Raw genomic sequence first — 12,994 nt, 5'->3', positions numbered from 1 at the left:
GGCCGATGGGAACGACGAGCCCGACGGAACCAACCCCGAAGAGGAGTTCCGCGAGATGCTCCGCAACCTGCTCTCCGGTGCCGGGGACATCGATCCGGCCCAGTTGGCCGGCGCGGCCGGACTGCCGAACGATCCCGCGAGCCTCGCCGCGTTGTTCGGCCAGCTGCAGCAGGCGATGAACACCGCCGACGACGGCATCGACTGGAGCGTCGCCCTCCGCCAGGGCGAACAGCGCGCGGCATCCGCTCAGGTGCAGATCACCGACGACGAACGCAGTCGGCTCGGCCAGGCCCTGGAGGTCGCCTCGCTCTGGCTCGACGAGGCGGTCGACTTCTCGCGCCTGCCCGACTCCCCCGAGCTGCTGACGCGTCGCGGCTGGGTCGCCGCCACGATGCCCATCTGGACCCAGCTCGCCGAGCCCGTCGCGCTCAGCATCTCCGATGCGCTCACCCGGGTCATGCGCGAGCAGGCCCCCGAAGAGATGCAGTCGATGATCGCGGGAGCGAGCAAGCTCATGCGCGGCATCGGCGGCGCGATGTTCGCCATGCAGCTCGGTCAGGTCGTCGGCCAGCTCGCGAGCGAGGTCGTCTCCGGCGGCGATGTCGGCATCCCGCTGCAGACCGACGGGCGTGCCGCGCTCATCCCGCAGAACATCGCGGAGTTCGGCGCCGACCTCGACATCCCGTCGACCGAGATCGAGCTCTACCTCGCCGTGCGCGAGCTCGCCCACGCGCGACTCTTCCGGCATGCCCGGTGGCTGAGGCTGAACCTCATCAGCGCGATCACCGCATACGCCCGCGGCATCGAGATCGACACCGAGCGGCTCGAGCGGCTCGCCGAAGGCTTCGACCCGTCGAACACCGACGAGCTGCGCAAGGCCGTCGAGTCCGGCGCGCTCATCAGCGCCCGCAGCGAGGCCCAGCAGGCCGCGCTCTCCCGCCTCGAGACGATGCTCGCCCTCATCGAGGGCTGGGTCGACCAGGCCACCGCCGATGCGACCTCCAGACTGCCGAAGTCCGATGCCATCGCCGAGACCATCCGCCGTCGCCGGGCGACCGGCGGCCCGGCGGAGTCCGCGTTCGCGACGCTCGTCGGCCTCGAGCTGCGACCCCGTCGCCTGCGCGAGGCGACGGCGCTGTGGCGCGCGGTCGGCGATGCCGTCGGCGTCGAGCAGCGCGATGCGCTCTGGGCGCACCCCGACCTGCTCCCCACCGCCGAAGACCTCGACGACCCCTCGGCACTCATCGCCCGCCTCACCGGCGCCGAGTCCGACACGGCCGAGGCCGACGACGACTTCGATCAGGCGCTCGAGCAGCTGCTGCGCGGCGAGACGCCCGCGGCGCCCGGCGAAGACGGCAGCGAGCCCGACGCCGCCGACCGCAGCACCGAGGGCGACGACGAAGGCGCGCCGCCGCCCGCCTGACGCTCGCGACGCCGCGACGCCTGTGGAGAGGCGCCGCGGCACCATCGCCAGATCGGGCATGCTCGCCGCATGACGCCTCGTCTCGACCCCGCACTCCCCCTCGTCTGGCGCACGCCCGACACCGTGCAGCTCGGCGCCGCCTCGCCCCGCGCGGTGATCGAGCACCCCGGCGCTCTCGAGACCGGGCTCCTGCAGGCGCTGCGCCACGGTGCGAGCCTCTCGACGCTCGTCACGATCGGTTCCGGATTCGACGGCACGCCCGAGCAGGTGCGCGAGTTCGTCGAGCGGCTCGCGCCCGCCTGCCTTCCGAGCCAGGCCGGGGCGGATGCCGCGACCGGCGCGCCGAGCGCAACCGTGACGCCCGAAGCCATCGGCCTCGACGGCGACGGCCCGCTCGCCGATCTCATCGCCGCCGACCTGCGGGCGCTCGGACACGAGGTACGACGCCTCGACCGCGATCTCGCCGACCGCCTCTCCACCGCTGACGCCTCGGCCGGCGCGGAGCCAACTGATCCCGCCCTCGTCGTGATCGTCGGCGAGTGGGCGATCACGCCGGGCCGGCACCTGCCCTGGATGCGTCGCGACGTGCCGCACCTCGTCGTGCTCTCCGACGACGCCGGCATCCGGGTCGGCCCGTTCGTCGAACCGGGCATCGGCCCGTGCGTGCGCTGCCTCGACCTCGCCCGACGCGACGAGGACTCCGCGTGGCCCGTGATCGCCGCGCAACTCGCCGGGAGACCCGCCCCCGACGACCCGCCACGGCTGAGATTCGAGGCGGCGGCCGCGACCGCACGCGCCGTCGACGACCGGCGTCGCACCGGCGAGTCCGACCTCGCCGAGGCATCCGTCAGCTTCGACCGGTCTCGACCCGGCGTGCACCACCGGCGACACGAGGCGCATCCGCACTGCGGCTGCCGAGCTCCTGGAGGAATCGCGATTCCGCACGCTCTGCCCGGTGCTGACCGCCGACCCTCGCCCAGCTCAGCGAGAGCCGCCGGCGTGCCCGCGTGACGCCCACGTAGAACAGGCGCCGTTCCTCGTCGATCGCGTCGAGTCCCTTGGCGTATGCGATCGGCAGCATGCCCTCGGTGAGCCCCACGATGTGCACCTCGTCCCACTCGAGGCCCTTGGCCGAGTGCAGCGTGGCGAGGGTCACGGCGGCGACCGTGGGCTCGTGGTGGGCCTCGGCGCGCGAGCGCAGGTCGTCGGCGAAGGCGCGGAACGTCGTGCCCGGCGGCGCATCGTCGACGAGCCGCGCGAGTGCGTTGAGCGACTCCCACCGGCCCCGCACGGCGCCGGGACCGTCGGGCGCCTGCGCCGTCCATCCGAGGGAGCGCAGCACGTCGCTCACCGACTTGAAGAGGGGTTCGTTCGCAATCGTGAGGGCCGCGGCGCGCAGCGCCTGCACCGCCTGGCGCACCTCGGGCTGATCGAAGAAGCGCACGGCGCCGCGCACGCGCGAGGCCACGCCGACCTCGTCGAGCGCATGCTCGAGCATCGCCGACTGCGAGTTGACACGCATGAGCACCGCGATCGTCTCGGGCGCGACACCCGCGTCGATGCGCGACCGCACGAGGGTCGCCACCCCGCGCGCCTCGGCGAGCTCGTCGGCGTAGGAGGTCACGAGCGGTTCGGCCGCGGGCCGCGACCGGCTCGCGGCATCCGTCACCGCACGAAGCTGGAGCGAACCCGGGCGTCCGCGCATGAGCCGGTTCGCGGCATCGACGATGGGCTCGGTCGAGCGGTAGTTGCGTTCGAGGCGCACGAGCGTGGCATCGGTGAACCGGCGCTCGAAGCCGAGCAGGTACTCGGGCGTCGCGCCCGCGAACGAGTAGATCGTCTGGCTCGCGTCGCCCACCACGCAGAGCTCGCTGCGATCGCCGAGCCAGAGGTCGAGCAGGTGCTGTTGCGCGGGCGAGACGTCCTGGTACTCGTCGACGACGAAGTGACGGTAGTTCTCGTGCACCTGCATCGCCACGGATGCCTCGGCCTCGACCATGCCCGAGGTCGCGAGCAGCACGTCCTCGAAGTCGAGCTGGCGCCGCTCGTCCTTCAGCCGCTCGTAGGCCGCCACCAGGTCGCGGAACTGCTCGGGGCTCAGCGAACCCGGAGCGCCCCGCACCGCCAGGCGCGCCTCATATGCCTCCGGCGTCATGAGCGCGACCTTGCGCCACTCGATCTCGGCCGCGACATCCCTCAGGGTGGCCTGGTCGACCCGGAGCCGGATCGACTCGGCGGCGGCGCCCAGCATGCGGCCCTTGTACTCGAGCACCCGCGGGGCCGAACCGCCCACGACGAGCGGCCAGAAGTGGTTCAGCTGCGCGAGCGCCGCCGCGTGGAAGGTGCGCACCGGCACGCCGCCCGCGCCGAGCGCCCGCAACCGCTCGCGCAGTTCGGCGGCCGCCCGGGCCGTGAAGGTCAGTGCCATGACGCGCGCCGGGTCGTAGGTTCCGGTCGAGACGCCGTACGCGATGCGGTGGGTGATCGCCCGCGTCTTGCCCGTGCCCGCGCCCGCGAGGATGCAGACCGGGCCGAGCAACGCCTCGGCCGCGATGCGCTGCTCGTCGTCGAGGTCGGCGAGCAGCGGGTCGGCGCTCACGCGCCCCATCCCCGCGGCGAGGACTCGATCGGGGCACCGAACCACCGCTCGAGCAGCCAACCGGCGATCGACGTGCGCCCGGGGAAGCCGACCTCGGGAAGCGCCGCCGCCAGCTCCTCTCGAGTGAACCAGCGCAGCTCGAGGATCTCGACGCCGTCGGGCGTCACCACGGGAGCCGGCGACGTCGAGACCGCACGCGCCGTGAAGCCGAGCATGAGGCTCGCCGGGAACGGCCACGGCTGGGAGGCGGCGTACTCGACCTCGTCGACCGCGAGCCCGGCTTCTTCACCGATCTCGCGCACGACGGCATGCTCGAGCGACTCGCCCGGCTCGACGAACCCGGCGAGCAACGAGAACCGGTTCGTCTCCCACAGGGCGTTCGAGCCGAGCAGCACGCGGTCCTCGGAATCGGTCACGAGCACGATCACCGCCGGGTCGGTGCGCGGGAAGATCGACCCGCCGTCGACCGTGCAGCGGCGTGACCAGCCCGACTCGGCGATCTCGGTCGGCGCCCCGCATCGGGGGCAGAACTGCGAGGCCTCGTGCCAGTTCGCGATCGCCACGGCCTGCGTGAACAGTCCGGCCTCGGAGCCGGTGAGCTGCGACGCGGCCTGGCGAAGACCGGTCCACCGGGCCGGCTCGGGCTCGATCGCGTCGGCGGCGGCATCGTCGAGCACCCAGACCTCGATCGGTGCTGCCGCAGCGGATGCCTCGGCTCGGCCCGCTGCAGACGCCTCGTCGGCTGCCTCGGCCGACGCCTCGATCGGTGCTGCCGCAGCGGATGCCTCGGCTCGGCCCGCTGCAGACGCCTCGTCGGCTGCCTCGGCCGACGCCTCGGCCGACGTGTCTCGCCCGAGGTAGCAGCGCAGGCTCACGCGCTCGTCGGAGCCGAGGAGTTCGCGCACCGCGGCCGGCGGACGAAGGTCGAGCACCGGCGCCACGGCCTCGACGCGCTCGGTGAGCAGCGCCCGACCGGCATGCAGGAGCAGCACGAGCGCCGCGGGATCGGCGTCGAATCGGGCTGCGCGATCGTCGATCGTGCGCGAGATGCCATCGCGTTCGAGGCGCACGCGAGCGAGCGGCGGTGATGTCGAATCGCGCACAACAGGCCTCTCTCGCGTCGGGGCGGAGTCGGCGGCAAGGCGTGGCGCTCGCCCCGGCGACGGAATCACCTGCTTAAGCTGTTGGCCATGGCCAGACCCACACTCACTCTAGCCGCGTTGGCCACGGCGGCGATCCCCGGCCTCGAGGTCACGGCGGTCCGCGCCCACACCCGGCGAGCCACCGGGGCGTTCGACGCCGCTGAGCTCCGCACGGCCGACGGCAGGCGACTGCTGATCCGCGTGCCGCGGTCGCAGTCAGCCGAGACGGAGCAGTCGGCCGACCTCGTCGCCATGACGGCGATGACCGCCGGCGTGCGGTCCAGGCTGCCGTTCTCGGTGCCCTCGTTCGCCGGTCAGGCGCCGATCGACGGCACCCGCGCGGTCGTGACCGAGTTCCTCGACGGTCAGGTGGTGTCGGGCGACGCGCTCACCGCGCACGACCGCATCGCCGAATCGGTCGGCGGGGCCATCGCCGCGATCCACTCGTTGCCCACCGGCTTCGTCGGCGACGCCGGCCTGCACCGCGAGACCGCCGACGAGTCTCGGGACGCCGTCGTCGAACTCATCGGCCGCGCATCCGACACCGGACGTCTGCCGGCCGCGCTGCTGCGCCGCTGGGAGGAGGCGACCGACGACGCCGCGCTCTGGCGGTTCCGCCCCGCGGTCGTGAACGGCGCCCTCTCGGCCGACTCGTTCCTCGTCGACGACGAGCGCGTGCTCGCGGTCATCGGCTGGTCGGCCATCGCCGTCGGCGATCCTGCACAAGACCTGCACTGGCTGCTCACCTCGAGGGGCGCCGCGGCCGAGCGGGCCCTCGAGGCATACATCGTCGGGCGCGGCGGTGCCGCCGACGCGCTGCTGCCGCAACGGGCGTTGCTCTACGGCGAGCTCGAGCTCGCACGGTGGCTGCTGCACGGCGTCGACCGCCATGACGAGGCGATCATCGCCGACGCCGTCGAGATGCTCGACGGCCTCGTCGAGAGCGTGCACGAACGCACGACCGAGGCGCTCTCGCCCGAGACCGGCCCGATCCTGACGGTCGACGGCGTCGAACGGCTGCTCGACGAGACGCCTCGCCCGGCCCCCAACGGCTCGACGCGCGAATCGACCTCTGCGTTGCTCACCGACAGCTACGACTTCTCCGACCTCGAGCGCGACGAGGTCGGCGAGCGCGCCGCCCCGCCTGCGGAGGCGACCGCGCCCATGCCGCTCGATCTCAGCGACTGGGGCGATGCGGCACCGGCCGCAGCCGACGCGACGCCCGGCTCGGGCACCGACGACGCACCTGATCCGAACGCGACCGCGCCGTTGGATCGGGCGACGCTCGATCAGCTCACGGCCGAGGCCCAGGCCCGCCGCAACGCCGCCTCGTCGTAGAGCTCGGTCGGCCGGATGACCCGGTCGTCTTCGACGAAATAGAACACCGCGTCGATCTGCTCGGCCGGCACCCCTGACCAGGCCGCGTACGCCAGGCGGTACAGCGCGAGCTGGGTCTGCTTGAGTTCGAGGTCGCGCGCGTTGCGGGGCGCACGACCCGTCTTCCAGTCGACGACCTGGTATCGGATGCCCCGTGCCGCGAGTTCTCCGTCGGCGGGCACCTCGTACACGGCGTCGAGCTTGCAGACGAACACGTGCTCGTCGATCGGCAGGTGGAGCTCGATCTCGACCGCGATCGGCCGACGATCGCCCCATTCGGATGCCTCGAACGTCGCCCGAAGGGCCTGGAGCCGCTCGCGATCCGCCAGACCCCGCGCGGCGTTCTCGGGTTCGTCGCGCTCACCGCCGCCTGCCTCGTCGACCCAGCGCAGCTCGTCGGAGTCGCCGCGCTCGTCGAACGCGAACAGCCCGTCGTCGATGCCCGCGGCGGCGACCTCACCCGTGGAGCGATGCTCGACCCAGTCGTGGAACAGCGTGCCGAGCCTGGTCGCCCGGTACGGCCGTTGCGGCATGGGCCGGCGCAGCTGGGCGGCCACGGCCTCGGGGTCGTCGAGGTAGTCCTTGAACCGAGACGCCGGAATGCGCGACGGGATCGGGGTCGGCCCCGGCCCGGCCTGACGACGACGCCGCTCCTCGATGAGCAGCGTCAGCTCGGAGGAGAGCTGCGGGCCGATGCCGGAGCCGGTGGGACGCCGCGCGGCCTCGAGCACGGCCCCGGCCGCCCGTTCGACGCCCGAGCGCCGGGCACCGAGCGGATCGAGCGGCCACACTGCATGCGCGGCGGTGCCGGTGCGGGGGTTCTCCTCGTGCTCGGGCGCGGTCGGCAGCGCCGACGGCTCGATGACGCCGGCGACCGCGAGCTCTCGCAGGAACGGGCTCGGCGGGCGGGGCGCCTTCTGCGTCGACCACCACGACCCGCTCAGCAGGAGATCGGATCGGGTGCGGGTGACGGCGACATAGGCGAGCCGGCGCTCCTCTTCGGCATGGGCCTCGCGGTTCTCGGCGGCGAAGGCCGTGACCGCCTCGTCGAATTCTCGCTGGCTCTGCGCCCCCCGCCACCCGAGCTCGGGCAGCTCCTCGTGGTCTCCCTTGAACTCGTTCGGGAGCTCGCCGAACGCGAGCCAGCCCTTCGAGGAACGCGGCTTGGACGGGATCTCGTCCTCGACCATGCGCGGCACGGCGACGGCGTCCCATTCGAGGCCCTTCGACCCGTGGATCGAGAGCACCTGCACGGCCCCCGGCTCGGGTTCGTCTTGACGCGGTGAGAGCCGGTCGCGCTGCTCCGCCTCGGTGAGCCAGCCGAGGAACGCGCCGAGCGTCGGATGCTCCGAGTCCTCGGCGAAGCCCGCGAGGAGTTCGTCGAACGCCTCGAGGCTCGGGCGGCCGAGCGGTTGGTCGGCGTTGGCCGCGGCCTCGATGTCGAGCAGCAACTCTTGCTGCACGAGGTGCACGAAGTCGATGAGGCCGAGGCCGGCGCGACGACGGAGCGCCTGCAACTGGGTTCCGGCCCGGCGCAGTCGGCCGAGGCCGATCTCGCTGATGCCGACGAGCGCACGGTGGTCGTCGGGTGCGGTCAGCACGAAGTCGAGCGCGTCGACGATCGACGGCGACTCCTCGGCGGCCGTCGAGGCCCGCAGTTCGCGCCGCACCTCGTCGTCGAGCCGTCGTCGGGCGAGGTCGCGGTCGACGAGCCAGGCGGCGACCTGGCGGAGCCCGGCGAGGTCGGCGGGGCCGATGCGCCAGCGCGCGCCGCCGAGCACGCGGATCAGTTCGGAACCGGCCGTGGGGTCGTGCAGCACCCGCAGCGTGCAGACGAGGTCGGCGACGACCGGCTGGTCGAGCAGGCCTGCGAGGCCGAGCACGTGCACGGGCACGCCGTGCGTGCGCAGCGCCGCGATGAAGATGTCGACGTTCGCGAACGTGCGGCAGAGCAGGGCGCCGCTCTTCGTGCCGGCCCCGCGTGCGACATGGGTCGCGAACCAGCGCGCGACCCGATCGGCCTCGCCCTCGATCGTCTCGGACCAGTCGATCTCGAGGCGCCCCGCCCCGGCGAACGGCGACGGCGCGAGGGGCGCCTTCGGGATACCTGCGTCGAGCGGCGCGATGAGCGTGTTCGCGGCGTCGAGGACGATGCGCGGATTGCGCCAGCTCGTCGACAGGTGGTAGACCGCGGCGCGGCCCTGCCCGAAGTCGCGGTCGAACCTCGCCAGGTTCGCGGCGCTCGCCCCGCGCCATCCGTAGATCGACTGGTCGGGGTCGCCGACCGCCATGACCGCGTGCCCGTCGAAGAGGGTCGCGAGCAGCTTGGTCTGCACGACGCTCGTGTCTTGGTACTCGTCGAGCAGCACGGTGCGCGAGCGCTCGCGATGCTCGGCGACCACCTCGGGGTGCTCGGTGCAGATCTGCAGGGCGAGCGCGACCTGGTCGGAGAACTCGACGTAGCCGCGCTCGCGCTTGGCCGCGGCGTAGGCGTCGGCGAGGTCGAGCAGGGGCGGCAGCGCGTCGACCACGCCGAGCGCGTCGACGAACGAGGCGAAGTCGGTGCGCTTGCGAGGCGCTTCGACGGGCAGCCCGCGCATCGCGAGGAAGTCCCGTGCGAACACGCGCACGTCACGGCTGTCGGCGACGTTCTCGGCGAGTGCGCGGCTGAGCGAGAGCGTCGCGGCCGTGACCTTGTCGAGCGAGGCGTCGAGCTCGATGAGCCGCGGATCGGCCGATGCGCTGACGACCGAGCGCGCCAGCAGCCATGCGGATGCCTCGCCGAGCACGGTCGCGTCGGGTTCGCGCCCGATGCGCATGGCGTGCTCGCGGTAGATCGCGCTCGCGAACGAGTGATAGGTGCTCACCGTCGCGGATTCGAGCGGATCGATCTCGAGGTCGGCGATGCCCTCGGCCACGAGTTGGGCGACGCGTTCGCGCACCCGCTCGGCGAGTTCTCCGGCCGCCTTGCGGGTGAACGTGAGCCCGAGCACCTCGGCGACGCCCACATGCCCGTTGGCCAGCAGCCACACGACCCGGTTCGCCATGGTCTCGGTCTTGCCGCTGCCGGCGCCCGCGACGACGATGCTCGCGCCGTGCGGATCGGCCTCGATGACCGCCTGCTGCTCGGGCGTCGGCACGTGCAGGCCGAGCCGCGTGGCGATCTCGGCGGCGCTGATCGCCTCGGGTGCGCTGATCGCCGCGGATGCGCCGCTCGCGCCGGTCGCCGCGACGGCCGCGGCCGCCCCGCTCACGCCGACACCGCCGGCACGAGGTGCACGCGATACTGCCACGACCCGAATCTGGATCGGTGCCCGAGCTCGGCGGGGCCCTCGAACGTCGCACCGGCCATCACGCGACCGATCTCGGCGAGCCGCTCGCGGAAGCCCTCTTCGGCTTCGTCGTCGAACGGCTGCTGCGCGCGCTCGGTGTAGGCGAGACCGCGAGACGGCGTCGCGACGTAGACGAGCTTCGCGCCGCCGAGCGTGCCGCCCGACTCGATCGCCCCCTGCCGGGCCGCGAGCTGGTACGCGGCGAGCTGGGGGTGCTCGGCGGTCTGCGCGAAGGTCGGTGGTGTGCGCCCGGTCTTGAGGTCGACGATGACCGTCGTACCGTCGGGCGAGGCCTCGATGCGGTCGATCGTGCCCGTGATGCGCACCCGGTCGACGGTGATCGTGAACCGGCCCTCTGCGCCGAGCAGCACCTTCTGGTCGTCGGCGAACGAGGCGAGGTACTCGGCCGCGCCCTCGGCCATGCGTCGCGCGCCCCGGCGTTCGCGCTCGGCGACCCAGCCCGCCTCGAAGCGCACGCCCTTCAGCCTGGTCTCGACCGAGGACCAGATGGTGTCGAGACTCGTGTCGCCGTCGTCGCGCGCACCGACCTCTTCGACGACCGCGTGCACGATCGTGCCGATCGAGGCGGCGACGCCGGACGGCGGCGAGGCGATGTGGTCGACGAACCAGCCGAGCGGGGACTCCTCGACGCGGTCGATCTGCGACGGCGACACCGAGACGGATGCCTCGGGGTCGCCGTCGAGGTCGACGAGCGGTGCCGCCGTGGTGGGCTCGGCCAGGCCGTACCACTCGGCCGGCCCCGCGCCCGGGACGCCCTCTTCGGCCAGCAGGGCGAGCGCGGCCGCGGATTCGGCGTCGCCGGCGACGGCCTCGCGGCGGAGCACCCCGACCAACTGGCGCAGGTGCAGTGGGCGCCGCCGGGGGCGCACCCGCTCGCGTGCGTAGCCCATGAGCACCGATGGCTGCTCGTCGTCGTTGGCGGTGCACGCGAGCACGACCTGGCGGCGCGCGCGGGATGCCGCGAGCACGAACATGCGCAGTTCGTCGTCGCGCACGGCCGCGCGCGCCTCGGCCGGGGAATCGACCCCAGGCAGCGGCGAGCCGGATCGTTGCGCCTGCACCGCCCGAGGGAGCAGGGCCGCGTGCAGGAGGGTGCCGCGAGGCCGCAGGTTGGGCCACACCGCGTCTTGGAGGCCGGCGATGACGACCACGTCGAACTCGCGCCCGACGACGCCCTGCGGAGTGGTGACGAGCACGGTCTCGGCGGAGCGCCGGGGCGCCAGGGAGTCTTCGGGCAGTTCACTCGCGAGCACCTCGTCGACGAACCGCACGGCGGGTGCATCGGGCTCGCGCTCGACGAACCGGGTCGCCGCGGCGAAGAGCGCGACCGCGGCGTCGAGCTGCCGGTCGGCCTCGTCGGCGAGCACACCCGTGCCACTCGCCTGCCTGCCCCACTCGGCGCCGAGGCCGCTGCCCTCCCAGAGCGACCAGAGCACCTCTTCGATGCTGCCGCCGCTTCCGGCGATGCCGGCGGCGGCGTCGAGCACCCCGGCGAGCTTGGCCGCCCGGCGCCCGGGTGCGGCGTCGATGGTCGTGAATCCGCCGGGTGCGCCGAGCGCGTCGACGAGGAGCTCGTCGCCGCTGCGGTCGCCGCCGGCGGCGAGCTCTTCGTGACGCAGTGCGAGCCTGAGTCGCCGCAGGCCGATGCCGTCGAGGCGCCCGAGCGGACCGGTGAGCAGGGCGACCGCGAGCTCGGCGGTCAGGGGCTCGCGGCCGAGGACGACCGAGCAGGCCGTCAGCAGCGCGGCCGCGGCCGGCGCATCGCGGAGCGCGAGGCCGGTGGCGACGCCGGCGGTGGGCACGTCGGCCAGCGCGAGCGCACGCTCGATCGCCGGCACGTCGGCGCCGGAGCGCATCACGACGGCCATCTGCGACCACGGCACGCCGTCGAGCAGGTGACGCTCGCGCAGCAGGGAGGCGATCGCGAGCGATTCGGCCGCGCTCGACGGCGACTCGATGCCGAGGAGCGGGGCGAGCGCATCGGGTGCCTCGAGCGCGGGCGCGAGGGTCGCCGACCGGTGGGTGCCGCCGAGGGCGGTGCCGACGTGGGCGCGCACGCCGCCGAGCATCTCGGCGATGCCGGGGCGGCCTCGGTGCACGACCGGCAGGTCGACGCGCTGGACCGGCGCCCCGTCGAGCACCGAGGAGAGCGAGCCGAGCAGCTCGGGGCGACCGCCGCGGAATCCGTTGCTCGCGACGTCGGGGTCGCCGATGGCGACGACCTGCACGCCGCAGGCCGCGAACGCGGCGATGAGCGCCGCGGCCGCCTCGGTGCTCTCCTGAGCGTCGTCGACGACGAGCAGCCGCAGTCCGGCGAGCGGCCCGAGTGCTGCGGCGGCCGCGGGGTCGGAGGCGCTGCGCCGCACGATCGTCGCGGCGAACGCCCCGAGCTCGGCGGAGTCGAACTGGTCGGGGCGCACGAGCTCTTTGACCTCGGCGTACTCCCGCATGAACGCCGCGGCGGCGACCCACTCGGGGCGCCCGGCCGCCTCGCCGAGTCGGGTGAGTTCGACCTCGTCGACGCCGAGCTCGACGGCGCGCATGAGCAGGTCGCGCAGCTCGCTGCGGAACCCGCGCAGCGACCGCACCTCGGGGCCGAGCGGTTCGGGCCATGCCGGCCCGAACCCGTCGCGGATGCCGCCCTCGATGAGGTCGGCGACGATTCGGTCGTGCTCGCCGCCCGTGAGCAGCGTGACGGGGGCGCCGATATAGGCGCGGACCAGTTGGAACGCGATCGAGTTCGCGGTGCGCGCGAGCGGACCTCGCGTGGTCGCGGCCAGGCGAACGGCGATGCGGTCGCGCAGCGCGGTCGCCGTCGGTCGCGTGGCGCTGAGCACGAGCACCTCGTCGACGCCGTGGCCCAGACGCTCGACGCGGTCGGCGATGAGCTCGACGGCGAGCGTCGTCTTGCCCGATCCAGGGGCGCCGAACACGGCGACGTGCCCCCGCCCACCGGGGCGATCCTGCTCGTCGGAGAGGCCGAGCGCGTCGACGACCGCCGCCGGGAAGAGCTCGGCGAGGGTGCTCGCGTCGGGCCGCGAGGAGAGGGTGGGGCTGGGCATGGCCACACGCTAACCCGTTCCGCCGACAGTGAACGTGC

At 73.5% G+C, this 12,994-nt stretch carries 6 protein-coding genes; 2 read left to right on the top strand and 4 right to left on the bottom strand.

Translation table 11 applies throughout. The features are described from left to right. Positions 1-55: 55 nt before the first annotated feature. Positions 56-1,423: a zinc-dependent metalloprotease gene (locus AC3IPY_RS07620; RefSeq protein ID WP_489188276.1), complete on the top strand. Its 1,368-nt coding sequence runs from the start codon at positions 56-58 to the stop codon at positions 1,421-1,423. 847 nt (positions 1,424-2,270) lie between these two features. Here the strand turns inward: AC3IPY_RS07620 and AC3IPY_RS07615 are convergent. Next, the gene (locus AC3IPY_RS07615) at positions 2,271-4,031 is read right to left on the bottom strand and encodes an ATP-dependent helicase (RefSeq protein WP_489187778.1); all 1,761 of its coding nucleotides are present in this window, start codon (positions 4,029-4,031) and stop codon (positions 2,271-2,273) included. Then, complete coding sequence (gene nudC, locus AC3IPY_RS07610; protein ID WP_489187777.1) at positions 4,019-5,125, bottom strand: NAD(+) diphosphatase; 1,107 nt, start codon at positions 5,123-5,125, stop codon at positions 4,019-4,021. Before nudC ends, AC3IPY_RS07615 begins: the two co-directional genes overlap by 13 nt. 117 nt (positions 5,126-5,242) lie before the next feature. Here nudC and AC3IPY_RS07605 point away from each other — a divergent pair, with 117 nt between their 5' ends. Continuing rightward, the gene (locus tag AC3IPY_RS07605) at positions 5,243-6,502 is read left to right on the top strand and encodes a phosphotransferase (RefSeq protein ID WP_489187776.1); all 1,260 of its coding nucleotides are present in this window, start codon (positions 5,243-5,245) and stop codon (positions 6,500-6,502) included. On the opposite strand, the gene AC3IPY_RS07600 is transcribed toward AC3IPY_RS07605, so the two are convergent. Both AC3IPY_RS07600 and AC3IPY_RS07595 read right to left on the bottom strand, forming a co-directional pair. Next, positions 6,454-9,834 (bottom strand): ATP-dependent helicase, encoded by a 3,381-nt coding sequence (locus AC3IPY_RS07600; RefSeq protein ID WP_489187774.1) that lies wholly within the window; start codon positions 9,832-9,834, stop codon positions 6,454-6,456. The two genes, AC3IPY_RS07605 and AC3IPY_RS07600, sit on opposite strands and share 49 nt — an antisense overlap. After that, positions 9,792-12,956, bottom strand: coding sequence for a PD-(D/E)XK nuclease family protein (locus AC3IPY_RS07595; protein ID WP_489187773.1), 3,165 nt, complete (start codon positions 12,954-12,956; stop codon positions 9,792-9,794). The genes AC3IPY_RS07600 and AC3IPY_RS07595 overlap by 43 nt, the downstream gene beginning before the upstream one ends. Between the last annotated feature and the right edge of the window lie 38 nt (positions 12,957-12,994).

The organism is Agromyces sp. GL_144, from assembly GCF_057834305.1.
The sequence above is the reverse complement of the archived record's forward strand: the minus strand, read 5'-3'. Positions and strand labels throughout refer to the sequence as shown.